This is a genomic window from Lysinibacillus sp. FSL W7-1291 (assembly GCF_038593415.1).
In the GTDB taxonomy this organism is placed as follows: domain Bacteria; phylum Bacillota; class Bacilli; order Bacillales_A; family Planococcaceae; genus Lysinibacillus; species Lysinibacillus fusiformis_D.
The window spans coordinates 151,174-175,708 of the sequence record NZ_CP151994.1; the positions used below are offsets into that span (position 1 = coordinate 151,174).

The 24,535-nt window shown below is 36.9% G+C and carries 24 protein-coding genes; 20 read left to right on the forward strand and 4 right to left on the reverse strand.

What is annotated here, in order from left to right:
• Positions 1-499: 499 nt before the first annotated feature.
• On the forward strand, positions 500-1,204 hold the full coding sequence (locus NST76_RS00775; protein ID WP_036125082.1) for a CBS domain-containing protein: 705 nt from the start codon (positions 500-502) through the stop codon (positions 1,202-1,204).
• 20 nt (positions 1,205-1,224) lie between these two features.
• Here the strand turns inward: NST76_RS00775 and NST76_RS00780 are convergent, their stop codons facing one another.
• A complete protein-coding gene (locus NST76_RS00780) occupies positions 1,225-1,944 on the reverse strand; it encodes a DUF421 domain-containing protein (RefSeq protein WP_080717103.1) in 720 nt (239 codons plus the stop codon).
• Between the two features lie 102 nt (positions 1,945-2,046).
• On the opposite strand from NST76_RS00780, the gene NST76_RS00785 reads away from it, so the two are divergent.
• Entirely contained in the window at positions 2,047-3,252 is a 1,206-nt protein-coding gene (locus NST76_RS00785; RefSeq protein WP_036125084.1) for an MFS transporter, read from the forward strand.
• Between the two features lie 33 nt (positions 3,253-3,285).
• Here NST76_RS00785 and NST76_RS00790 read toward each other — a convergent pair whose 3' ends face one another.
• Complete coding sequence (locus tag NST76_RS00790; protein ID WP_036125087.1) at positions 3,286-3,972, reverse strand: histidine kinase; 687 nt, start codon at positions 3,970-3,972, stop codon at positions 3,286-3,288.
• A 567-nt stretch (positions 3,973-4,539) separates the two neighbouring features.
• On the opposite strand from NST76_RS00790, the gene NST76_RS00795 reads away from it, so the two are divergent.
• The 10 genes from NST76_RS00795 (at position 4,540) to NST76_RS00840 (ending at position 12,937) form a co-directional block, all read left to right on the forward strand.
• Entirely contained in the window at positions 4,540-6,951 is a 2,412-nt protein-coding gene (locus tag NST76_RS00795) for a Na+/H+ antiporter subunit A (protein WP_170829878.1), read from the forward strand.
• Entirely contained in the window at positions 6,941-7,363 is a 423-nt protein-coding gene (locus NST76_RS00800; protein WP_036125091.1) for a Na(+)/H(+) antiporter subunit B, read from the forward strand. Before NST76_RS00795 ends, NST76_RS00800 begins: the two co-directional genes overlap by 11 nt.
• Positions 7,364-7,366: 3 nt before the next feature.
• Positions 7,367-7,705, forward strand: coding sequence for a Na(+)/H(+) antiporter subunit C (locus tag NST76_RS00805; protein WP_036125094.1), 339 nt, complete (start codon positions 7,367-7,369; stop codon positions 7,703-7,705).
• Positions 7,698-9,203 carry a Na+/H+ antiporter subunit D gene (locus NST76_RS00810; protein WP_036125097.1) on the forward strand — a complete coding sequence of 502 codons (1,506 nt, stop codon included), beginning with the start codon at positions 7,698-7,700 and terminating at the stop codon, positions 9,201-9,203. The genes NST76_RS00805 and NST76_RS00810 overlap by 8 nt, the downstream gene beginning before the upstream one ends.
• The gene (locus NST76_RS00815) at positions 9,203-9,685 is read left to right on the forward strand and encodes a Na+/H+ antiporter subunit E (RefSeq protein ID WP_036125100.1); all 483 of its coding nucleotides are present in this window, start codon (positions 9,203-9,205) and stop codon (positions 9,683-9,685) included. Before NST76_RS00810 ends, NST76_RS00815 begins: the two co-directional genes overlap by 1 nt.
• The gene (locus NST76_RS00820) at positions 9,685-9,969 is read left to right on the forward strand and encodes a Na(+)/H(+) antiporter subunit F1 (RefSeq protein ID WP_058843768.1); all 285 of its coding nucleotides are present in this window, start codon (positions 9,685-9,687) and stop codon (positions 9,967-9,969) included. Before NST76_RS00815 ends, NST76_RS00820 begins: the two co-directional genes overlap by 1 nt.
• The gene (locus NST76_RS00825) at positions 9,947-10,306 is read left to right on the forward strand and encodes a Na+/H+ antiporter subunit G (protein ID WP_036125106.1); all 360 of its coding nucleotides are present in this window, start codon (positions 9,947-9,949) and stop codon (positions 10,304-10,306) included. The genes NST76_RS00820 and NST76_RS00825 overlap by 23 nt, the downstream gene beginning before the upstream one ends.
• Before the next feature lie 316 nt (positions 10,307-10,622).
• On the forward strand, positions 10,623-11,417 hold the full coding sequence (locus NST76_RS00830; protein WP_036125757.1) for a transporter substrate-binding domain-containing protein: 795 nt from the start codon (positions 10,623-10,625) through the stop codon (positions 11,415-11,417).
• Positions 11,418-11,562: 145 nt separating this feature from the next.
• Positions 11,563-12,222 carry an amino acid ABC transporter permease gene (locus tag NST76_RS00835; protein WP_036125759.1) on the forward strand — a complete coding sequence of 220 codons (660 nt, stop codon included), beginning with the start codon at positions 11,563-11,565 and terminating at the stop codon, positions 12,220-12,222.
• Entirely contained in the window at positions 12,215-12,937 is a 723-nt protein-coding gene (locus NST76_RS00840) for an amino acid ABC transporter ATP-binding protein (RefSeq protein ID WP_036125761.1), read from the forward strand. Before NST76_RS00835 ends, NST76_RS00840 begins: the two co-directional genes overlap by 8 nt.
• 51 nt (positions 12,938-12,988) lie before the next feature.
• Here the strand turns inward: NST76_RS00840 and NST76_RS00845 are convergent, their stop codons facing one another.
• The gene (locus tag NST76_RS00845; protein WP_036125764.1) at positions 12,989-14,032 is read right to left on the reverse strand and encodes a saccharopine dehydrogenase NADP-binding domain-containing protein; all 1,044 of its coding nucleotides are present in this window, start codon (positions 14,030-14,032) and stop codon (positions 12,989-12,991) included.
• On the reverse strand, positions 14,029-14,733 hold the full coding sequence (locus tag NST76_RS00850; protein ID WP_101966954.1) for a class I SAM-dependent methyltransferase: 705 nt from the start codon (positions 14,731-14,733) through the stop codon (positions 14,029-14,031). The genes NST76_RS00845 and NST76_RS00850 overlap by 4 nt, the downstream gene beginning before the upstream one ends.
• Positions 14,734-14,832: 99 nt before the next feature.
• On the opposite strand from NST76_RS00850, the gene NST76_RS00855 reads away from it, so the two are divergent.
• From NST76_RS00855 to NST76_RS00890, 8 genes are all read left to right on the forward strand, one after another.
• Positions 14,833-15,885: a LuxR C-terminal-related transcriptional regulator gene (locus tag NST76_RS00855; RefSeq protein ID WP_342544501.1), complete on the forward strand. Its 1,053-nt coding sequence runs from the start codon at positions 14,833-14,835 to the stop codon at positions 15,883-15,885.
• A 274-nt stretch (positions 15,886-16,159) separates the two neighbouring features.
• Complete coding sequence (locus NST76_RS00860) at positions 16,160-17,296, forward strand: hypothetical protein (RefSeq protein WP_342544502.1); 1,137 nt, start codon at positions 16,160-16,162, stop codon at positions 17,294-17,296.
• Between the two features lies 1 nt (position 17,297).
• Entirely contained in the window at positions 17,298-17,693 is a 396-nt protein-coding gene (locus tag NST76_RS00865) for a hypothetical protein (protein WP_058843763.1), read from the forward strand.
• A 20-nt stretch (positions 17,694-17,713) separates the two neighbouring features.
• Positions 17,714-18,175, forward strand: coding sequence for a GNAT family N-acetyltransferase (locus tag NST76_RS00870; RefSeq protein ID WP_330493874.1), 462 nt, complete (start codon positions 17,714-17,716; stop codon positions 18,173-18,175).
• A 182-nt stretch (positions 18,176-18,357) separates the two neighbouring features.
• Complete coding sequence (locus NST76_RS00875) at positions 18,358-18,870, forward strand: tail fiber protein (RefSeq protein ID WP_089933955.1); 513 nt, start codon at positions 18,358-18,360, stop codon at positions 18,868-18,870.
• Between the two features lie 15 nt (positions 18,871-18,885).
• Positions 18,886-19,386: a tail fiber protein gene (locus NST76_RS00880; protein WP_089933958.1), complete on the forward strand. Its 501-nt coding sequence runs from the start codon at positions 18,886-18,888 to the stop codon at positions 19,384-19,386.
• A 14-nt stretch (positions 19,387-19,400) separates the two neighbouring features.
• Entirely contained in the window at positions 19,401-19,925 is a 525-nt protein-coding gene (locus NST76_RS00885) for a tail fiber protein (RefSeq protein WP_058843759.1), read from the forward strand.
• Between the two features lie 15 nt (positions 19,926-19,940).
• Entirely contained in the window at positions 19,941-24,527 is a 4,587-nt protein-coding gene (locus NST76_RS00890) for a cadherin domain-containing protein (protein WP_342544503.1), read from the forward strand.
• Positions 24,528-24,535 lie beyond the last annotated feature (8 nt).

A 24,535-nucleotide genomic window follows, 5' to 3' on the forward strand; every position in this document is an offset into this window, starting at 1 on the left:
TGTTAGCCCTCCCTCAATAGCCGCAGCGTTCTTTAATCCAAGTATGGCACTCTCCATCTGTTGTCATTTCTTTTGTTCCTCCGCTATAAAAGTTAACTTGTTTGCCACGCCCATGAATTATTTAGTAGAGTTTGAATTTCTTTTAATTTGAATCCTGATGCCTTTAAAAATACGATTTGTTGGGGCATTTTCACCGTAAATCCTCTGTCCATCCTCCGTCTTTGCTGTTGGAAGTAACAGTCCAATCTCCTCACAGTAAGCCAGTTTGCTTGGAAACATGGTGAATCGTCAGCAGAATAACTAATACCCCTCTCTGTTACAGCCAGTATATAAAATAACATTACGTCACTTTCAAGGGGGAATTGTTAATTCATTTCTATATTTAAAAACTACATTCTTGGAATCTCTATAACTTAGGAATATAATGGGTGTGTAACTCGAAATTTGTCAAATAACTCGGAAAATATATAGATGAATAGAGAAAGAAGGTACAAGAAAAGTGGGGACTGAAAACTCCGATCGTTTCCTGACAGCGTTTAATCGAATAGATCATAGATTACGAGATATTGTAGGAGCCAAGGATTTTATGGCTTTTTATAGACTGATTGATCAAGCAAAGAAAAAGGATGTCTTGGTGAAGAAATATGAGGATGATTTACGCTCATATGCCGACTTACGTAATGCTATTGTGCATCACCGTACTTCCTTACATTATGTCATTGCAGAACCACATACCGATGTTGTAGAAAGAATTGAATACATAGATGCTACCCTTGCTAAGCCAACGCTTGTGGGACAAATGTTCCGTAAAAGAGTACTGGTTTTTCAGGAAAACGATTCATTGAAACATGTACTAAAAGTGATACGCCAACGCAAATTTACGCAGTTCCCAGTTTATTATAATAAGCAATTTAAAGGGCTTATCACGACAGTAGGAATTACCAATTGGCTTGCTTCAAAAATGGGTGGTGACCATCTACCAAAAAGGATTCCTACGTTGCATGATATTTTAATGCATGAGAAAAATAGAGTAAATTACAAATTTGTCAGCAGATCTTTAACGATCTATGAGGCTGAGGAGATTTTTAAACAAGGGGTCGAAAGGGGAAGGCGCTTCGAGGCCTTACTAATAACAGAGCATGGCGAACCACATCAAAAATTACTAGGTATCATTACACCATTAGATATAGTAAAGATCGACTAACAAAGAGACGAGACAAACAATTACGGGCTTGAATGTCTCGATTTGTCTTTTAGGCTAATGTATAAGGATCCATTTGTTTGGACTTGAGCAAAATAAACTTCTTCTACTGATTGCACATTTTGTTTTTTTAATTTTTTCAATACCCAATCTTCTGTTAGCTCAAGCTCAACTATATTTTCTGTAATAAGTTGACCATCCGAAATGACTTCTGTAGGCAGATAAGTAGGTGGTGATACATCCGCTTTCACATCTTGCTTCGTAGCCACTTGCTCAGAAGTTTTTTGTAAAACACTGAGTTTACCATTTGTTTCTAACATAGCATATTCAACATCCTGTACAGAAAAAATGGCTTGTTCACGTAGCATCATTGTTAGCTCATCTAAATGAAGACGATTTTTTTGTAGAGCTGATTCTAATATAAGCCCCTTTTGAATAACGATGGTAGGTTTATCATCGATGAGAACACGAGCCTTTTTAGATTTAATGGTAATGACGGTCATCAAATAGGTTAAAGCACTCCACCAAACGAGGGATATCATACCATCTAAAAAAGGTGTTTCTTCCTGTGAGGCTATTTCTGAAGCAATCGAACCAAATGTAATACCTGTAATATAGTGGAAGAATGTTAACTGGCCCAATTGTTTTTTCCCAAGTATACGTGCCAGAATGAGTAATGCAAAAAACGAAAGTGTTGTTCGAAGAATCATTTCCCAAAAGTGAGCATGAATAAAGCTTTCCATGCATATATCAACTCCTTTTACAGCTGTCGAACTATAGCTTGTGCAAAATGGTCGATAGTATGCGACAATCCTGTATAAACAAAATATGAGCGAGGTGGCAACATGAATAAACAATTAAATTTAACAAATCCAATCTATCCAATTATGGTTGCAATCGGTGTTGCTCACCTTATCAATGATACGATGCAAGCTGTTATCCCAGCGATGTTTCCGATTTTTAAGAGTGAATTAGGTTTGACCTTTACACAAATTGGTATGATTTCTTTTGTTTTAAACATATTTGCTTCTGCATTACAGCCTGCTGTAGGCTTTATCAGTGATAAAAAACCAATGCCCTATGCTTTACCAATAGGTATGATTAGTTCTTTTATAGGTATCGCCATTATCGCGTTTACAACACAGTATTGGATTATTATTATTGCGGTATTATTTATCGGCTTTGGTTCAGCTATATTTCACCCTGAGGGATCGCGAGTTTCATTTATGGCAGCTGGTTCTAAAAGAGGACTTGCTCAGTCTATCTATCAAGTAGGAGGAAATTCAGGACAAGCTCTTGCACCGTTAATTAGTGCGTACATCTTTGATATTTTCGGGCAGCGTGGTGCTGCAATCGTATTAGTCGTTGCAACGTTCGGTATCATTTTATTGAGTAAAATAGCTACATGGTATAAAAAACAATTGGAGCAAGAGCGTATAGCGAAGAAAAAACGTGTACTAATCTCAACATTGCCTCCTTTAACAAAGAAACAAGTAGGAATTGCGTTAACATTATTATTTACAATTATTTTTGCACGATCATTTTATACAACAAATATAACAAGCTTTTATGTGTTTTATTTGATGGATCACTATGATGTCAGCCTGCGACTAGGACAAATATTAATATTCACCTTCATGGCATTCGGGGTAGTAGGTACATTTTTCGGAGGCTCTTTATCAGATCGTATTGGTAGAAAGAATGTCATTATTCTTTCTGTGGTAGTGCCAATGCCATTTTGTTTAGCATTGCCCTATGTACCATTATGGGCCGCTATGATATTTTTAGTCATTATCGGTACATTGATCATGATTAGCTTCTCCGTAACGGTAGTCTATGCTCAAGAGCTAGTACCAACAAAAATTGGTACAATGGCTGGCTTAACAACGGGCTTTGCCTTTGGTATGGGAGCAATAGGTGCGATGGTTATCGGCATTTTAATGGATCATAAAGGGATTGATTTTACTATGATGGTCGTTTCCTTATTACCGTTATTATTGTTGATTGCCTTCTTTTTACCGAAGGATAAACCAGCATCCACTGCAGTTTAAAAAACGCGTCCTCTTTAAGAGGTACGCGTCTTTTTATTGTCTTAATGGAGCTAAAAATTCTGCTGGCAACTTCTCTTGATCGATCACGTAGCCCTCTGAAATATGAACTTCATGCATTTTATCATTGTAAGTAAATTTAAAGATGCCATTGTCAAAGTCCGTGCCAATTTCCTTGAAAAATATACCTTCGATGGATACATATTTAGGGCAAGTAAATGCTACTTTAAAGTGATCCTGCTCTTTAATTAAGTAAGCACGTACTCCTTTTTCATATGTTTCATTTGCATCATCGTCTGTTGGACGTTGAACAGCCACAATATGAAAGTCTACAAAAGGAACTTCTTTTAACAGTACGTTTAGGAAAGAACCTTTAGTGATTTCCTCCCAACGACTTTGTGCGCTTTGCCCTACGATAATTTGTGAAATACCATAACTCTTTGCGACTTCTGCAATAACTTTTTGAATGGGGCGTTTTTCATTATCTTGCAAAATGAATTTTTCAACCTCAAGTTCATCTGATAGCTTCTTCCATTGCTCTATATAACTAGATTTTTCTGCGTCAAATGCATCAAGGGGTTGCGAATCGACTGAAAGAATATAGAGTGGACAATCTAGCATTGTGGCCATCTTATGACCACGACGTATTAAACGTTCGCCATTTAAGCCGTAGTAAACACAAACTAATATACTTTCATCCAAACGCCCTTTTACATGCTTCATAAAAAATGTACACCTCTTATCTGTTGGTATTTTGTTAATTTCACTGTTGTATCGAAAAAATTATCCTAAAACAGCTAAAATTGATGCTGTTACAGTGCATTATGCTCATTTATATTGTATACTTAAAAACGTATAAAAGTTAACGGAAATATATTGGAAAACCCTTGAAGGATTAAGCTTAAATCAATAATTTAAAATTATTTAATTTATGCATTATGTGCATCTGAGCAAAATTGCTTTCATATGCCACACTATTATGCAGTGTGTTAAATAGATAGTCAAGTGTCTTCATTGTACTGATATAACCTAAGTTACAACTGTATAAATTATCTGATTTTCCACAAGTTATTTAGGCTTGCATCGGGTTAGAAGTGACTAAATAACTAACATAACCATTTTTGATAAACGACAAGGCACTTTTTCACACCCCACCACATTCCATTTAAAAAATTTCAAGAATAGATCTGATATGTTACTTAGCTTGAACAAATTTCTAGAGTCTTAGCACTTACCATTCCAATCACCACAAAAATTTGCTAGATGATTTTGATAGTAGGAGGTTTTCATTTGGTTACTGTTCTCATCGCAATACTTTTGCCAATTGTTTGTGCTGCACTAATCCCATTGCTTTATAGGCGACTAAGGCGTGTCACACATCTTGGCTGGTTTGTTTTATCTGTTCCACTTATCTTGTTTCTTTTACTCGCGCGCTATATTCCTCAACTTGCCGAGGGTAAAACATTTATCCATACATATGAGTGGATTCCCTCTTTTAATATAAATTTCACAACTTACCTTGATGGACTCAGTATGATTTTTGGTTTACTGATTACAGGAGTAGGTAGTTTAGTCATTTTATATTCTATTTTTTATTTATCAACGAAAGAATCTCTTCATCATTTTTACTGCTATTTATTACTATTCATGGGCGCTATGCTTGGCGTTGTTTTTTCAGATAACCTAATGGTATTATACACATTTTGGGAACTAACAAGTGTGTCATCATTCCTATTAATTGCTTTTTGGCACCATAGAAAAGCATCTCGCGCAGGAGCTAAAAAGGCGATGATGATTACAGTCTTTGGTGGTCTATCGATGCTTGCAGGCTTCTTAATGCTTTACGTGGCCTCTCAAACATTTAGTATTCGTGAAATTGTAGCTAATGTAGAAGTAATACGTGATCATTCTCTGTTTACGCCAGCGCTAATTTTAATTTTACTAGGAGCTTTTACAAAGTCTGCTCAATTTCCATTCCATATTTGGTTACCAGATGCTATGGAAGCACCAACACCTGTTAGTGCTTACTTACACTCAGCGACAATGGTTAAGGCAGGAATTTATTTAGTTGCCCGTTTTTCACCAGTCTTTGGAGGAGAAGCCATTTGGTTCTGGCTAGTCAGTGTCGTTGGTCTAATTACACTATTCTGGGGTTCCTTTAATGCTGTTCGTCAAACGGATTTAAAAGCTTTATTAGCTTTTTCAACAGTGAGTCAGCTGGGCTTAATTATGAGTCTATTAGGCCTTGGATCTGTTGGTCATTATTATGGCTATGCAGAGAATTCTATTCTCTATACACAAGCAAGCTTTGCGGCGTTATTTCACCTTGTGAATCACTCGACATTTAAGGGAGCCTTATTCATGATGGTTGGAATTGTCGATCATGAAGTGGGAACTCGCGATATTCGCCGTTTAGGTGGCCTAATGTCTTTAATGCCTATAACATTTACAATCGCAGTTATCGGTAGCTTCTCGATGGCAGGATTACCGCCATTTAATGGTTTCTTAAGTAAGGAAATGTTTTTTGCTGCGGTATTGGCTATTCGAGATGTAGAGGCATTCTCAATTGCTGATGTAGGGCTGTTTTTCCCATTAGTAGCATGGGTGGCAAGTGTCTTTACATTTGTTTACAGTTTGATATTAATTAGCCGTACATTTTTGGGTAAACTACAGCCAGAGAAGATGGATAGAAAACCACATGAAGCTCCGTTTGGCATGTTAATTTCACCAATAATCTTATGCTTGTTGGTAATAGGTATCTTTTTCTTCCCAAATGTGCTAGGTCACTATATTTTAGAGCCTGCTATGGCAAGTATTTATCCTACATTCCCAACAACAAGTGAATTAACACCACATGTCCATGCGTGGCATGGCATCAATGCGGAATTAATAATGACGCTAGGTGTCATTATTATTGGGATAATCTTATTCAAAACATTAAAAAGCTGGAAGCCACTTTATCGCCTATTTTCACAAAAGTATACGTTTAATACGTATTACAATCGAATAATTGAGATGAGTGAAAGCGGCTCTAAGAAGCTCACTAGTAAATATATGACAGGTAATTTAACACATTATTTTGTCTATATATATGTATTTTTCGTTGCACTTATTGCTGGTTATTTTATTTGGTCAGACGCAATGACCTTTCATTTTGACATGGACTCTGCTGTTGAATACTATGAGCTAATTCTTGTATTTGTCATGATTTTTGCAGCTGTTTGGATGATTTTTGCAAAAGGTCGTGTGACAGCTATGTTGTTAAATGGTGTATTAGGTTATTCCATTGCCTTCTTCTTTGTCATTTTCCGTGCACCAGATCTAGCTTTAACACAATTGGTTGTTGAATCGGTAACAACGGCTTTATTCCTGTTGTGCTTTAAATATTTACCAGATCTAATGCCGGAAGCTCCTCGCAAAAGGGTTCAATGGTCAAAAGCGATGATCTCCATTTTTGTTGGGGCAACCGTAACAATGGTTGGATTGGCAGTCGTACACTACGATCGCTTTGAACCAGTGTCCACTTACTTCAATGATTCCTATGAATTAGCTGGGGGTTCCAATATTGTCAATACAATTCTAGGGGATTTCCGTGCCTTTGATACGATGTTAGAGGTTGTTGTTCTTCTGATTGCTGGCTTAGGGGTCTATATGTTGACAAAGCTTAAGCCACGAAAGGAGGAAGCAGATCGTGAAAATTAATGATGTGATATTAAGGACGGTCACAAAGACAGTCGTGTTCATTATTTTAACACTTGGCGTGTATTTGTTCTTTGCTGGACATCACGCGCCAGGTGGTGGCTTTATAGGTGGCCTCGTGTTAGCTTCTGGCATTGTTTTATTATACCTAGCCTATGATATTGAGACTGTGCATAAAGGAATGCCATTTGACTTTAAAAAGGTTGCAGCATTAGGCGTATTGCTTGCAACTGGAACTGCAATAGGTTCGTTGTTTTTCGATGTGCCGTTTTTAACACAGGCCTATACGTATATTGATGTGCCGATATTTGGGAAAATGGGTTTTTCAACCGTAACCATTTTTGAAGCGGGTGTAGCTTTAACAGTGGTGGGTGTTGTCGTGACAATTATTTTAAGTATAAGTGAGGATGAGTAGCCAATGGAGTCTTTAATACTTGTTTTAGTAGGTATATTAGTAGCTGTTGCAACGTACTTAATCCTCTCGAAACAGTTATTGCGTGTTATATTAGGCACTGCTGTTTTATCACATGCTGCCCACTTACTGATTCTGACAATGGGAGGTCTTAAAAAAGGAGCTGTACCATTATTAGGGGAATCAGAGGGCCCTTATACAGATGCGTTACCACAAGCGTTAATTTTAACAGCTATTGTGATTAGCTTTGCTGTTACTGCATTTGTTTTAGTTTTAGGCTATCGTGCGTACAAGACAAATGGTTCAGGGAATTTTGATGAATTGAGAGGTACGCCGGATGAGTAATATAATTGTCTTACCATTAATTGTACCGGTAATTACAGCTATTTTACTGGTTTTTTTAAAAGAGCATGTGATGTTACAACGTATCATCAGCTTATTGACATTAAGCTTTATTGTTATTATTAGCATTATTTTATTGTTAGAGATTCAACATCAAGGTATATTGCGAATTGATTTTAGTGGCTGGGCTCCGCCATTTGGTATTTCATTTGTGGCAGATTCATTTGCAACATTATTAGTGTTAGTTGCTAATCTTGTGGCCGTTATTTGTATACTATATGCAATTTTTACGATGGAGTTAAGGTATGAAAAAATGTATTTTTATCCATTTACCTTACTCATGGTAGCGGGCGTTAACGGCTCATTTTTGACGGGCGATATTTTTAACTTATTTGTATGTTTTGAAGTAATGCTGCTTGCTTCCTATGCACTTATTAGCTTAGGTGGCGAGAAAATTCAACTGCGTGAAGCATTGAAATACGTGCTCATCAATATTGTGGCCTCTTGGATTTTCTTAGTGGCGTTAGCTTTCCTATATGGCACAGTTGGTACATTAAACATGGCCCATATATCTGTTCGTGTGATGGAGGCAGGGACTAATCCCCTTATTACAACAGTGGCGCTTATTTTCTTAATTGTCTTCAGCTTGAAGGCTGGACTTTTATTATTCTTCTGGTTGCCAGGCTCCTATAGTGTACCACCAACTGCTATTGCTGCTTTATTCGCTGCTTTATTAACAAAGGTAGGGATTTATGCACTTGTACGTACTTTTACATTGCTTTTCCCTAACAATACGGAAGTCACACACATGGCACTCGGCATAATGGCTGGAGTCACGATTATAGCAGGCTGTATCGGCGCTCTTTCAGGACGAGATGTCAGAACGATTGCCTCCTACAATGTGCTGATTGGTGTTGGCTTTATAGTAGCTGGTCTAGCGATTGGTACAGAATCAGCCTTGCAAGGCGTTGTCTACTATTTAATGCATGATATGGTAGCCAAGGCTATGCTGTTTTTAGCAATTGGTATGATGATTTATGTCACTGGGGAAACGGTAATAGATAAAATGAGTGGACTTATACGAAATTATCCTTTTTTTGGATGGTTATTCTTTGTAGCTATGTGTTCTTTAGCTGGTATACCGCCATTAAGCGGTTTTCTAGGAAAAGTTTTAATTGGACAAGGTGCGATAGAAGGTGGCAATTTTGTTCTATTAGGTCTAGGATTTTTCTCTAGTTTAATTGTTTTGTATTCACTGCTACGAATATTTCTTTCTTCCTTTTTTGGAGAAACCATCATTAGTATAGAGGATGAAAAACCTTTACCAAAACGTATTCTGCTACCATTAACACTATTGGCTGCATGTACACTCGGTTTAGGTATTGGGGCTGAAAAATTGGCACCTTTTGTAACAGATGCAGCGGAAACACTTTATACACCATCTATTTATATTGATGCTGTTTTAGATGGTGATTTATGGCAAGGTGAGGTGAATAAATAATGGCGATGCAGTTTATCTTAAATTTATTTATCGCAACACTTTGGTTACTTTTACAGGATGAAGTGACACCACATTTTTCGACATTTTTAATGGGCTTTATTGTAGGTATGGGTATTTTATATGCGATGCATCGCTTTTATGGCACCCAATTTTATTTGCGACGTGTCTTTTCAATCTTAAAATTATTATGGCTGTTTAATTGGGAGCTATTTTTATCAAGTTATAGCGTTATAAGACAAATAACTACTCCAAGGCTTAACATTACACCTGGTATTTTCACGTATAAAACGGTACTTAAGGGCGATTGGGAGATTACAGCTCTTGCCTTACTGCTAACGTTAACACCTGGCTCTGTAGTGATGGAAGTATCAGAAGAGGGCGATGTCTTTTATATCCATGCCATGGACATTGAGCAGTCTAAGGATGCTGTCATACGCTCAATTGGGAAATTTGAACAAGCAATAATGGAGGTGACACGCTAATGATTACCAATGTTCTACTGCTAGCGCTTGCTTTTTTTAGTATTTCCATTGCGCTGTCGCTGTATAGAGTCATCCGTGGTCCATCAATGCCTGATCGAGCCATAGCTCTCGATACAATTGGTGTAAATCTTTTATCGGCCATTGCGATTGTTTCGATTATTTTAAAGACGAAGGCATATTTGGAGGCCATTCTTATTTTAGGTATTTTAGCGTTTATTGGTACAATTGCCTTTACCAAATATATTGAAAGAGGTGTGATTGTTGAACGTAAATCAAATGATTGAATGGGCGGCCGTCATCCTTATTTTGATAGGTTCAATAGTGAGCGTTATTAGCGCATTTGGCATGATTCGCTTACCAGATGTGTATACACGATCACATGCTGCTACGAAAAGCTCTACATTATCAGTGTTAACTTGTTTATTAGGTACGTTTATCTATTTTTGGGTGCATGATGGTTTTGTCAGTGTACGCCTCATTTTAGGTATTCTTTTCGTCTTTGTAACAGCACCAGTTGCTGGACATTTAATCTGCCGCGCAGCTTATCGTTCGCATGTTCCATTAGCAGAAGGCTCTGGGGAGGACGAGCTAAAGACAAAGTTGTTTCCTGAGGAAAAATAAATTGGAGGACCTCCATTACATTGGGGGTCTTTTTTTATTTATTTTTAATTCAATATTTATGGGATAATTGTTGTGCTTTCGGAAAATAGTATAGTAAAGAGCAATTGAAATATAAATAAATTGACTTATCTGAAAATTATGTATATAATAATTCGCTAAAATATTTTTAGTTTATCTTGATTATTATTTCAAAAGAGTATATCTTAATTAGCAGATAGATTTTTTATTCTTAAGTATGAATAAATATCCAATCAACTATTTTCGAGAAATGAATTCTCATACACAATAAATTATAAATAAAAGGAGATCAATGATTATGAAGAACAAGTTATTCATGGTAATGCTTGTACTTGTTATAGGTGTACTTGCAGCATGCGGCACTAAAGATAATAATGCAAGCGATACAGGATCTAATACTGATACAGGGAACAAGCAAGTATTAAAGGTTGGTACTTCAGCTGACTATGCTCCATTTGAATATGTTGATGCAGCTAAAGGTGAAGAAATTATTGGATTTGATATTGATTTAATCAAATTAGTTGGAGAAAAAATAGGCGTTGACATGCAAGTGCAAGATATGGACTTCAACAGTTTAGTACCAGCATTACAAGCAGGGAAAATTGATGTAGTTATTTCGGGTATGACACCAAACCCAGATCGTGAAAAAGTGGTTGATTTCTCTGATCAATACAATGAAACAGAGCAAGTAATCATTGTTAAAAAGGATAGCGGCATTAAAAAAGAAGCTGACTTGGCTGGAAAAAAGATTGGTGTACAAACAGCATCTATTCAAGAAAATTTAGGTAATGATATTGCAAAAAAAGTAGATGTAGCAGTAGAAGGACGTACACGTATCCCTGAGATTATTCAAGATATGATGTCTAAACGCTTAGACGCAGGTATTTTAGAGGGTGGCGTTGCGAAAGGTTATTTAAAAACAAATGACCAATTAGAAGCCTTTCCTGTAGAAGAACAACCGGAAGATTTCAAAGCGATCGCAGTTCCAAAGGGCAGCGATTTGAAAGATAAAATTAACAAAGCACTAAAAGAATTAGCAGAAGAAGGAAAAATTCAAGAGTTAGAAGAAAAATGGTTAGAAAAAGTTGAATAATTAAAGCGTGCGATAGCTCTTATTTGGGCTATCGCTTGTGCTTTTCTTCTCCCCTATAGAGGGGAGAGTTTTCTATGCTCGACGTTTCACCTTCTGTACAAAAAACAATAGCTGTATCAAGATGAAAAAGAAAGGAGGGAGCGCTGTGAATTTAGATTTTACGGCGATTGTTCCCTCTATTCCTTATATTTTAAAAGGGATAGGTGTTACACTTCAAATTGCAATCGGTGCATCCATCATCGGTTTTATCGTAGGTATACTACTGGCATTATGTAAAATTGGTAAGGTCAATGTTTTACGTTGGTTTGCTGATTTCTATACGTCGATTTTCCGTGGTACACCACTTGTATTACAATTATTGATTATTTATTATGCAGTACCACAATTACTGGATATTCAAATTGAACCAATTCCTACAGCGATTATTGCATTTGGTTTAAACTCTGGTGCTTATATTTCAGAAATTATCCGTGCTGGTATTAATGCAGTGGATAAAGGGCAAATGGAAGCTGCACAAGCACTTGGAATTCCATATGCAAAAATGATGAAGGATATTATTATTCCACAAGCAGTAAAAAATATTTTACCATCTTTAGTTAATGAATTTATTACATTAAATAAAGAAACAGCCGTTGTGACGGTAATCAGTGCATTAGATATTATGCGTCGTGCCTATATTGTAGGAGGTTCAACATACCGTTATCTTGAGCCATTACTTTTTGCGGGAGTAATTTATTACCTTATGACGCTTGTTTTAACGTTCCTTGGTAAACGAATCGAGAAAGGAATGAGAAAAAGTGATTAAAATTGAAGATTTACACAAATCATATGGGCAAAATGAAGTACTAAAGGGTATTTCTACAGAAATCAAAGAACAAGAAGTAATCGCCATTATTGGACCATCAGGATCTGGTAAATCGACATTCCTTCGTTGCTTAAACTTATTAGAAATCCCCACGAGTGGAAAGGTAACAATTGCAGGGGATGTCCTTACGGATAAAGGGACAAATATTATGAAAATACGTGCAGAAGTAGGAATGGTATTTCAGCATTTCCATCTCTTCCCTCATAAAACAGTACTAGAAAATTTAACATATGCCCCAATCAATGTGAAGGGGTTAGATAAAACAGCTGCTATCAACAAAGCAGAAGAACTACTGAAGAAAGTAGGACTGTTTGAGAAGCGCCAGGAATATCCAAACCGATTATCTGGGGGACAAAAGCAACGTGTTGCCATTGCGCGAGCACTTGCGATGGACCCTAAAGTTATATTATTCGATGAGCCTACATCAGCACTTGATCCTGAAATGGTAAAAGAGGTATTAGCAGTTATGAAAAGCCTCGCAGATTCAGGTATGACCATGTTGATTGTGACACATGAGATGGGCTTTGCTCGTGAGGTTGCTGATCGTATTCTTTTCCTTGATGGTGGTAAGCTCATTGAGGATGCTCCACCAGAATTGTTTTTTACAGCACCATCAACACAGCGTGCAAAGGATTTTTTGGAAAAAGTTTTATAAATAATCAGAGGCATTTAGCTCTCCCGTATAGGCGAGTGCTAAATGCTTTTTTTATTGGGAAGAAAATGTGAATTGAGCTTGTAATGTTTCTAGTGTAAACAGTTCCTCAATATGATAAGTTCCAAAAGGATGCTTGTTGTTCAGGAGTTCTTTAGCAATCGCCGTTGCAACTTTTGCTGTCACGAGAGATTCATCACGGTCAAGAAAGTCTAATGTAAAGACTGCTTCTTTATGATGTTTTTTCCCAATGGCTTCTACGTGAATGCCACATACCTCTGAGCCAATTTTTATTTTTTGAATGAGAGAAGCGAGTGTTGTTTGTATTTTGTTGAATTTTAACAATTTTGCAATTCGGCTTTTTTGCAAAAAGGATACGAACCAATTGAGTGACTCTACATCAAAGCCCAATCTTGTCATGATTGGAATAGTAGGGAAATGCTTTGCTAATGTATGTTGGTCTGAGAAGTTGAATTGGTACACACTACGTTTGCCAAGCTCTTTAAACGGAACTTTTCTCCTATTAGTAAAATTAGTGGTTTTTTTATTTTTATAACTATAAAACGGAATGTTTAGTTGGTGTAATATCCAGAGAATAGCCGCGTTTCCATGTGTATCGCCTGCTCCTAGTAGGATAGAAATATGGAGTTTCTCGATGGAGGCTAATTGCTGTGCAGCATGCATAGCCATTAAATTAGTCAATCCAGGTGCCATACCAACACTAAAAACGGCTGTTGCATTATTCTGTTTAGCTATTGGATGGAGTTCCTCTAATTTTTTTAGGAAGGCATAGCTTGCCGTAATATCGATATACATAATCCCTTCCTTCAAGCAGAGAAGTGCAAATGCAGTATCTTTTTGCTCTAGACACATAATGACAAGTGCTACATTGGCTAATTGCTGAGCGTTTACGGTCTTGGACACATCCATTTGGATAGGCTTAGCAAGATGATGGTGTTGTGCGCAAAATTGTTTTGCCTTTTCAAAGCTTCGACCTGCAATCCATATTTTGTTTGGATAGCTTGTGAGTAGCATAGTTGCCATTTTACTACCGACTTCACCATAGCCTCCGACAATTAAAATATTTTCTCTGCTCATTTATTTACCTCTTCCTTCGTGGCTACTAATGCATCGACTAAATATGATTTAAAATAGGGAACAATCTTTGTGAAGCCAACCTCATGTAGTAAGTCAATCAATAATTCAAGTTTAATTGGATAAATAGTTGAGCCAAAGGACTGCTCAAAACGTAACCAATCTTCTTCGGAAATATCATTTTGGTACATGGAATTTCGCCAATACTTGAGCTGCTGTTGGCATATTGTGTCTGTCATATCAGCATTAATAGAAGAAATGAATAAGACGCCCCCATTCTGTAGGCTTGTTGCCAATTTTTGCAGTAGTGCCCTTTTTTGTTCGAGATCCTTTATAAAATGTAAAACCAAATGGCAGGTAGTAACATCATATGGATGGTGGAATCTGAGGGAAAGTACATCATCCTCATACCAATCAATATGAAGGTCTTGATCAAGCTGCTGTATGCGCTGATCAGCAGCCTGTCGCATGATTGTTGAAGTATCAACGGCTGTAAAATGTGAGGAAGGGAAGGCTTCTCCTAGAGTAAGAAGTTCCTGACCTCCGCCAGCACCTACTACTAAAGTGTTATCAATGACAGGGTGACCACGAAGTATATCTGTCATCATGTTATAGATGAGGTCATAGCCTATAATTTTTTGTCGAATGGTATTTTGATAAGTAGATACAATGGGACTGTGCCAATCATGTAGTGGATTTTTCATTTTTATACCTCCGTGTTGTACAATATAATTAATAATTATTCTCAATTATAAATACTTATGGAGAATGTGCTATCCCATAATTCTGGGGGGAGGAGTTTTATGAGAAATTGTCATGATTGGCAAAGGATATCAGAGAGATGTATAAAAAATAGTCAAAATTCATTTCAATATCGACAAATGATGGTAGAAGAATTACGGAAATTCATTGATTTTGATGCCTATTGCTGTTCAGTGACAGATACGCAAACCCTTTTTTCGATCGGTGCTGTAACAGAGCAATCGATTGAGGATGTTCATCAAAAAATAATGACTTTTGAATATGCATTTGAAGATGTGAATAACTATAGAAAGCTAGTGGAAAGTGGCCAATGTATAGGACGATTAAGTGATGCAAGTAGTCAGAGCTTGCGTTATAGGGAGATATTAGTGCCCAATGGCTTTAGCGACGAAATTCGAGCTGCATTAATGTTTCAGGGGCAATGTTATGGCTTTTTAACCCTTTTTAAAAAGATGAAAAATGCACAGTCCATCTTTCAAGATGATGAGCTAGAACAAATAAAAATACTCATGCCAGTGATGGGAGAGGCATTAAAGGCGTTCTACCATTCGATTATTGAAGAGCAGCTGTCAACAGAAGCAGGAGAGAGTGGCATCGTTATTTTAGATAAGGATTATCATATTTTATCTATGAGTACGAAGGCTTCTCAAATACTAGCACTTTTAAGAAGTAATGAGGGCTTGTCGGATGGGCAATTACCCAAGCCCATACAGGCATCCTGCGCTAAGTTACAGGCTGAAGACAATACACCTATTTCCTTACTAGTGCCTATCCATGACAAAGGATATATTACAATCCAAGCGTCTTTTCTTATGACAACCGATTTACAGCAGCAAATAGCCATTTTATTAAATGAGGCGTCTCCTAAAGAGATGTTGGCTTTTTTACTAACTGCTTATCAACTCACACCTAGAGAAAAAGAGGTAGTAGTGGAAATGATGAGGGGCATACCAACAAAGGTGATTGCATATAATCTTGGCATTTCTAGCTACACTGTACAAGATCATTTAAAGCTAATCTTTCAAAAAGTAGGTGTGGGAGACCGTAATGAATTAGTCTGGAAGATATTCTCTCGCTTTCAAATAAATGAATAGGAAACAATAAAAATCTGCACCTTTTGCAGATTTTTGTTGTTTTGATAAGGTGAAAAGTTTCAATTTGATTGAATTGAACTAAATAATGAAGTGAAGGTTAAGAAAAATTAACCTAAAAAATGGAATTATTTTATAGAGAATAGATGGAACCTATACTATAATTAAAGCTGTAAGAAAGTCTCATAAAAATACAATAATCGACATCATGGGATACAGATAGTAAAAAATTACATGTAAATTATTCTGAAAATTCAATTAACAGGAGGATCAAACAATGACATGGACTTTCTATCTAAATGTCACGAATGACACAGATCGAGATTTAGAGCTGGTAGAATCACAGTTGCATTGGGGTTATTGGAATACAGGTGGTGAAGAGGATAAAGAACCTCAATCTATTAAAGCGGGGGAAACGATTCAAGCTGTTGGCGCCAAATCAGCTTTTGGACCAAATGGTTATGAATTTTCTTGTTCCTGGAAAGATAAAAATAATGAATATCAAGCACCGTATGGAGTAATAAGCCTTTATGTAAATGTTCCCTATAATGATCCTAATGAAGCTAGATGTCGAGCAAATGGATATTTTGAAGTAGCGGAGTGGAAAGATATTACACATGATGGTCATAACTTTGTTCGAAATATACGAATTTCTAACAAATTGGATAAATGGAGACAAAAAGAAATAAGTAACAATTTGTTTACGGAATGGTCCAAAATCAAAACATTGAAAGAAATTGAGGATGTTAGAGATATAGATCTGAATCAATATATTCCGAGTGGTGTTCATTTTGAAAAAATGTCATTATTCCGAACGTCTCTCTTCAATATTTCTAAAATATTATGGGACGGGGTAAATGATTTAGAATTTGATAGTCTTTATTTAAAGCAGCGTGAAGTGCAACAGTATTTTTCTGTAGAGGTGACTTGTTTAAGAGCGGATGCTACTAAGATTGAAACTGTTACTAAAAAGGGGAAAATTACAGTTAAAGATGAGTATGGATTATCTACTGCTAGTAAGGTGGTAGAGGAGAAGGTTAGCACTATTGAAACAGCGTTTAAATTTACTGAAAAGATCTCCGTATCTGAAGAAAAAGTAGTGAAGGCGAGCGTAACGCAGGAACTACAGGCGGAATTAAAGGCAAAATTTAATATATTAAATGCTGTTACAAAAGAGCAACAGCAAACTGAAAAAAAATCAAAGGAAAGAGTTTTTGAAGCCCCAAGCGATAAGGATATGGACGTTGTGCCATGGATTTTTAGTAAAATGATTCTTCTTTATCGAACGGACAATAATAATGTCACAACGCTCATTGGCGCATCTGAATGGGATTATGCAGTATTACATCGTACACATGTATATGATGTGATGGATAACGCGAAGAAAAAAGTGACGACAGGAGGAGAGTACTAAAATGGCGACTTGGACATTTTCATTAATGATTACAAATGCAACAGACCGTGAGCTTGAAGTTTTTCAATCACAGTTGGAATGGGGAATCTGGAATACCAATGATGAGGAGGACAAGCAGCCAGTTAGTATTCCACCAAATACAACATTGCAGGCATTAGGAGTAAAAGCTTCAACGGGTCCGAATGGTTATGAATGCTCTTGTTCATGGCGAGATAAAGTCCCATCAGGCGAAAAATCCTATGGCACAATCTCGCTAGTCCTAGACGTACCTCAAAAAAGTAAAAATCGAGCTGAATGCTTAACTGAACATCAATTGCATGTAGATAGCTGGGAAGACTTACCTGAAAAAGGACATAACTTTGTAAGATCTATCATTGTGACTAATAAGTATGTTTAAAAGAAAGTGGAACAAATGTGATGAAAATCGAGCTTAAATCTATTACAAAGGAAGATGAAGCATTTCTTTTCGAAATCTATGCATCTACAAGAAATCAAGAAATAGATTCATGGGGATGGTCAGCTGAACAAAAGAAGCTTTTTTTAGAAATGCAATGGCGCGCACAGCAAGCTTCCTATCATCAGCAATTTCCAGGGGCAAGTCATTCTATCATTGCTGTAGGTGAACAATACGTAGGGAGATTACTAACGGAAGAATTATCAGATTATCATCATCTTATTGATATTTCAATTTTACCAAGTTACCAAGGTAAAGGGATAGGTACATTTTTAATTACTCAACTTCAACAGAAGGCAAGAGAAGAGAATAAGCCAGTTATATTGCAAGTTTTTCATACAAATCCTGCGAAAAATCTTTATGAGAGATTAGGATTTCAAATATCGTCAGCAGATGAAATATATTTGAAAATGACATGGCAGTAAGAAAGAAATCTTTCAATTTCAAAAAGTTCAAGATTATGTACCTATCATTTTCTAAATATTTCGCATCGAAGTAGATATGAAAGTAGAGTCTATTCAAGAAGCACATAAAGATGTGTTAGCGAGTATTGCTTAATGCGTTTTTATAGCACTCATTGAAATTACAATAAGGGAGGGTTTGCATAATGTCAGATCAATATATAGGAGAAATTCGCATGTTTAGCGGTAAATATGCCCCAGTAGGGTGGGAACTATGCAATGGTCAATTATTAACTATTACAGGTAATGAGGCACTTTTTTCATTAATAGGTGTCAAATACGGGGGAGACGGTGCAACGAATTTTGCTTTACCTGATTTACGTGGAAGATTACCGATTCATAATTGTTCTCAGTATCCATGGGCAAGTAAAGGTGGAGTGGAGACAGTTATGTTAACCGAGGAACATCTACCTGCACATACTCATGGCGTTTATGCCAATAATATAGCAAATGAAGCAACAGAAAATTCACCAGCTAATAATACATGGGGTGTATCAAACCTCACCAACTATCAAACAAATGTTTCCAGTAATATTGTACAAATGAATAACAAGTTAGTTTCTAATGTAGGTGGAACTCAATCTCATAGTAACATTATGCCATCATTTGTTATTAATTTTATTATTGCAACGAATGGTCTTTATCCCGATTTTCAATAAAAAGGAGTGAGTATAATGGCAGAGCCATTTTTAGGAGAAATACGTCTTTTTAGTTTCAATAAAATACCGAATGGGTGGCTTCCTTGTAATGGTCAACTTTTACCGGTAGCTACAAATACTGCACTTTTTTCATTGTTAGGATTTACATATGGAGGGGATGGTAAGACAATTTTTGCGATTCCCAATTTACAGGGGAAGGTACCATTACATTCAGGTAATCAGATTGCCTATGGATCAATAGGAGGAGAAGCAACACATACATTGACAGTTAACGAGATACCTGCTCATACACATCAAATAACAGCAGATTCATCAACAACAGATAAGCCCTCCCCCAAAGATAATACATGGGGTGCAGTTAATGGAAAGAATATTTATGCTAAAAAAGATAATACAGCCATGAATGAAGCTGCTTTGTCAATGACAGGGCAGAATAAAGGACATAATAATATGCAACCCTATTTAAGCGTATCTTTTTGTATCGCAACAATGGGCATCTTTCCAAGTAGAGTATAAGGAGGAATTAGAGAATGGATCCGTATTTAGGTGAAATTAGAATTTTCGCAGGAAACTATGCTCCGAGGGACTGGGCATTATGTGATGGCAGTCTATTATCTATTGCTCAATATAATGCTCTATATTCCATTATCGGCATAACTTATGGTGGAGATGGCAAGACAACATTTAAATTACCTGATTTAAGGGGACATGCCCCTATGCATTATGGCGATGGTCCTAATTTAACGCCAAGGACATTTGCACAATCAATAGGATCGAGCACAGTAACACTTAATGAAATGCAAATGCCTATTCATACACATAGCGCACAGGGTTCCTCTGTAGTAGCAGGTGGAATTGACAACCCCACTAATGCCATTTGGGGAAGTGAGTCAGCACTTTCGGCAAAGCCATATGTTAATGTGAAAAATCCAGTTGCAATGAAAGTGGACATAGTAAAGCCACAAGGAGGAAATCAGCCACATAATAATATGCAGCCTTTTGTAGCAATGAATTTTATTATTTGTTTAGAAGGAATATATCCTCAGAAGCCCTAACAAGGAGGAGTGAGAATGGATTTAGTATCTTTTATAAAAACAGCAGTATATAAAATATTAATAATTTTAACCATTTTGGCAATGGTTTTCTCAACCTTAGGAATACAACCTGCAAGTGCTAGTTCTACAGTACCGCCGTTACTTCCTGTAGCACAGTTGAATGCACTAAACGATAGTAATGGCAACTTCGAAAAATATATTAACGAAGAGATTTATTTAGATGTTTCAAAGACTACTGATAATAAAACACGTGTAGCTGCTGTGAAATTTAATAATATTAATACAACTAAAAGCATCATTTCGGCAAACCTTATTTTAAATGTTACAAATGATAATGATAATATTAATGATATGCCAGTTTCCGATTTAGTAATAAGAGTTGGATCAAGTAACTGGAACGATGGTAGTTTTCCAAATAATTTAGATATACCTTCTGAAAAAGTATCGGTTTTGAAGGATACGTCAGGCGAGCCAATTAATGTATCAATTGATGTAAAAGAGTTACTGAAAAATCCCTCTGCAATTGATACACAACAGATTACATTTTTACTGAGCAGCGACGCTAAAAATATGGTAATTGTAAAATCAGAAAATCCAATTGCACCCGAATTGGGCCCATACTTAGAGATTACGTATGGTGATGTGCAAAATAGTGCACCTACCGACATAACATTAAGTTCGACTTCAGTAATAGAAAGTCAACCATCAGGAACCAAAGTAGGGACATTAAGTGCCGCTGACCCTGATGCAGTTTCCTCTTTTACGTATAGTCTAGTAGGAGGATCCGGGTCAACAGATAATAGTAGTTTTAGCATAGTAGGAAATGAACTACGAACGAATAGTTCATTTGATTATCAAGCAAAGAACAGCTATAGTGTTCGAATTCAGGTAACGGATAATGGAGGATTAACCTTTGAAAAAATATTCACCATTTCGGTGACAAAATTAAATGAGCGTCCAACTGATATTGTGCTGAGCTCGCTGACAGTAGCAGAAAATCAGCCAGTAGGAACGGTTGTTGGTACATTTAGCGCAACTGATCCAAATGTTGGAGAAACGTTTACTTACAGTTTAGTGGCTGGCACAGGAGCTACAGATAACAGTAGCTTTACCGTCGATGGGAATCAGCTAAAAACAGCAGGAATATTTGATTATGAAGCAAAGAATAATTACAGTGTGCGGATTCAAGTATCCGATAGTGCCAATAATTTATATGAAAAATCATTCACTATAAATATTTCAGATGTCAATGAAGCTCCAACAGATATTTCATTAAGCCCAACATCAGTAGAAGAAAATCAACCATCAGGAACCAAAGTGGGTACATTAAGTGCCACTGATCCTGATGCAGGTTCCTCTTTTACGTATAGTTTAGTAGGTGGTGCTGGGTCAACAGATAATAGTGGCTTTAGTATAGCTGGGGATAAACTACAAACGAATAGTCCATTTGATTATGAAACAAAAAATAACTACAGTGTACGGATTAGGGTGACAGATCAAGGCGACTTATCTTTTGAAAAAGTGTTTACTATTTCGGTGACAGATGTCAATGAAGTTCCGATTCCCACACTGGTATCAACCGTACCAGTTAACAAGATGACAAATGCTTCTATTAATCCTACGCTAACGCTAAATTTTAGCAAGAGTGTGAGTGGTATTGCAGGAAAACATCTTCGTATCTATGATCAAGATAATAATTTAATAGAAACAATAGAAGCCACTGCAACAAATGTGACAGTGAATGGCAGTAACGTGTCAATTCAATTAACAAATAATTTAATAAAAGCAACAACTTATTATGTATTGATGGATGATGGAACTTTCGTTGATACATCCAATCAAGGTGTAGCTGGCATAACAGCAAAAAATATATGGAGTTTTACCACTTTACCTCCTAGTAATAATGCCTATTTAAGTAATTTAGTTATTTCACCAGGCAGTTTAAGTCCAAATTTTACAGATAGTATATTGGATTATCAGATCAACGTGGCTCATAATGTTGAAAATATTGGTATAATGCCGACAACTGCAAATAGTAGCGCAACTCTTACAGTAAATGGTTCCGCCATTGCAAGTGGGCTATTGAACACAATACCTCTAAATGTAGGCAGTAACACAATTACCATTGTTGTGACTGCTGAAAACGGAGTAGCAACCAAAACATATACCCTTACGGTGATAAGAGCATTACCTACTCTCGAACAAGTAGACAATGTTGCTTTAAGCCCTAGTGGTATTGCAACATGGACAGATTTAACAGGCGAATCTTGCTATGCTGTGCAGCTCTTAAAAGATGGCTCTCCGATTGGTAGTATCGTTGACATATCAGCAGATACAACAACGCATAATTTCTTACCAGCAATGCGTGCAGCTGGAGTGGGGACATATACAGTAACCGTAACTGCCAAGGGAGACGGGCTAGTATATTTAGATGGAGTTCCGTCAAGCCATTCCAATACACAAACGGTTATTAAGCTAGCAAGCATTACAAATGGCTTGAGCTGGGATGGAAATATTGCAAAATGGCAGACTATTCCTAATGCGTTGAGCTATGATGTGCTTCTGTATAAGGAAGGAACGGCAGTTGGAACAGCAGCGAATGTATTAGCTGGAAATATCAATGAAGGTGTTGATTTTACTACCGCGTTCCAAACAAATAGCATAGGAAGCTATACTTTTACTGTTCAGCCAAAAGGTGATGAATTACTAATTTTAGATGGGGATCAAGGGGTATCATCATCAGCAAAAATTATAACACCTTTAACTTATACGGTTTTATACAATGGTAATGGTAGTACGGGTGGAACTGCACCCCAAGATAATGCAACATATAGTCAAAATGACAATATTATTGTAGCTGCAAATGGTGGGTACCTCGTTAAAATAGGGCACTCTTTTATAGGCTGGAATACAAAGGCGGATGGGACAGGGACTTCTTATTTGCCGAATGAGACGTTTAAAATGGCTAAAGAGAATGTCACACTTTTTGCACAATGGACAATTAATCATTATACTGTGAGCTTTGATGTAGCGGGAGGAAGTGTCGTTTCAAATCAGGTGGTGGCACATAGAGGAAAAGCAAGTCAGCCGACGCAAGTGCCAACGAAAGCTGGCTATACATTTGGTGGCTGGTATACGAGTAGTGCCTACACAACACCATATACTTTTGATAATGTAATTACAGCGAACACAGTGATCTATGCTAAATGGATTAGTAATAATACAGGTGGTGGCAATACTGATCCATCACCAAATCTTGAGCCAGGTTCAGCAATACCTTCAACCAAAGTAGAGGAAATTGTAATAGATGTTGAGTCTGGTGATGGAAACCTAGTTTCTAAAACAACAATAAAACGAACAAAAAATGTAGACAACACTATGAAGGATGAAGTGACATTAACAGCAGAGAGCGCAACAGAGACGATTAAAAAATTAAAGGAACAAGGAAATGATACAGCAAGGGTCATCATTCCAGACCAGAAGGATCAAGTAAATCAAGTTCATGTTTCCATACCAAATAATGTAGTGACACTTCTAAAAACTGGTGCAGTTCATCTTGAAATTGTCACAGATAACGTTAGAATTGAAGTGCCTAAAACTTCATTGGAAATATTTAATGATGACCTCTATTTCCGACTTGTTCCTATAAAAGAGCTAGATAAACAACTAGAAATCAAAGAACGAGCCAAAAGGGAAATCGTTGTTCAGCAATTGGTCGAAAGTGCAGTTGTTGAGTTGCTTGGTCGCCCGATGACAATTGAAACAAATATGCAAAACCGTCTTGTTATTTTAACATTGCCGTTGCCTACAGATTTAACAGATGAACAACTAGCTCATTTGGCAATCTTTATCGAGCATAGTGATGGCTCAAAAGAGGTTGTACGTGGGAAGGTTGTAGAATATCAAAAAGGAATAGCAGGCTTACAGTTTGAGGTAAATAAGTTCTCTACTTTCTCTATTCTCTATGTACCAGAAAAGGAAGATGTAAAGGAACCAACTACTGACGCTGTTACACATACACCTTATATTCAAGGCTATCCGGATGGTACCTTCCGTCCGAATGCCCCTGTTACAAGAGCACAAATGGCAAGTATGTTTGCTCGTCAATTAACAGGTAATGCAATTCCCCAAGCGAGGGCGACATATACAGATACAATACAACATGATGCAAAAGATGCAATAGAATTTGCGAAGGATGCAGGTTTATTTAAAGGCATTACTGAGACAAACTTCCATCCAGACGGCTTTATTACACGAGCACAAATGGCGACAGTAGCAGTTCGGTGGATGGAAAGGCATTGCGCAGACAGTCCAAATGTAGAATTTTGTAAATCTACCTCACAAGGTATGATTTTCAAAGATGTGAGCGTCAATCATTGGGCTGTTAAAGCAATTAATGCTGTCAATGGATTGGGCATTATGAACGGTATGACGGTGGATATATTTAATCCAGATGGTTATTTATCACGTGCTGAAGCGGTCAAAGTATTAAATGACTTGTTTGAGCGTCAAGTAACAACAGAGCTTCAAACGCCAATATTTAAAGATGTTCTGAGTAATCATTGGGCATTTAATGAGATTCAAGAAGCGGCAAAAAAATGAATGAAAAA

Coding starts and splice junctions, on each gene's coding strand:
- NST76_RS00875 (WP_089933955.1), top strand. CDS start 18,358: ATGTCAGATCAATATATAGGAGAAATTCGCATGTTTAGCGGTAAATAT.
- NST76_RS00815 (WP_036125100.1), top strand. CDS start 9,203: ATGGCGATGCAGTTTATCTTAAATTTATTTATCGCAACACTTTGGTTA.
- NST76_RS00850 (WP_101966954.1), bottom strand. CDS start 14,733: ATGAAAAATCCACTACATGATTGGCACAGTCCCATTGTATCTACTTAT.
- NST76_RS00805 (WP_036125094.1), top strand. CDS start 7,367: ATGGAGTCTTTAATACTTGTTTTAGTAGGTATATTAGTAGCTGTTGCA.
- NST76_RS00790 (WP_036125087.1), bottom strand. CDS start 3,972: ATGAAGCATGTAAAAGGGCGTTTGGATGAAAGTATATTAGTTTGTGTT.
- NST76_RS00820 (WP_058843768.1), top strand. CDS start 9,685: ATGATTACCAATGTTCTACTGCTAGCGCTTGCTTTTTTTAGTATTTCC.
- NST76_RS00810 (WP_036125097.1), top strand. CDS start 7,698: ATGAGTAATATAATTGTCTTACCATTAATTGTACCGGTAATTACAGCT.
- NST76_RS00780 (WP_080717103.1), bottom strand. CDS start 1,944: ATGGAAAGCTTTATTCATGCTCACTTTTGGGAAATGATTCTTCGAACA.
- NST76_RS00845 (WP_036125764.1), bottom strand. CDS start 14,032: ATGAGCAGAGAAAATATTTTAATTGTCGGAGGCTATGGTGAAGTCGGT.
- NST76_RS00880 (WP_089933958.1), top strand. CDS start 18,886: ATGGCAGAGCCATTTTTAGGAGAAATACGTCTTTTTAGTTTCAATAAA.
- NST76_RS00885 (WP_058843759.1), top strand. CDS start 19,401: ATGGATCCGTATTTAGGTGAAATTAGAATTTTCGCAGGAAACTATGCT.
- NST76_RS00870 (WP_330493874.1), top strand. CDS start 17,714: ATGAAAATCGAGCTTAAATCTATTACAAAGGAAGATGAAGCATTTCTT.
- NST76_RS00785 (WP_036125084.1), top strand. CDS start 2,047: ATGAATAAACAATTAAATTTAACAAATCCAATCTATCCAATTATGGTT.
- NST76_RS00890 (WP_342544503.1), top strand. CDS start 19,941: ATGGATTTAGTATCTTTTATAAAAACAGCAGTATATAAAATATTAATA.
- NST76_RS00855 (WP_342544501.1), top strand. CDS start 14,833: ATGAGAAATTGTCATGATTGGCAAAGGATATCAGAGAGATGTATAAAA.
- NST76_RS00860 (WP_342544502.1), top strand. CDS start 16,160: ATGACATGGACTTTCTATCTAAATGTCACGAATGACACAGATCGAGAT.
- NST76_RS00830 (WP_036125757.1), top strand. CDS start 10,623: ATGAAGAACAAGTTATTCATGGTAATGCTTGTACTTGTTATAGGTGTA.
- NST76_RS00865 (WP_058843763.1), top strand. CDS start 17,298: ATGGCGACTTGGACATTTTCATTAATGATTACAAATGCAACAGACCGT.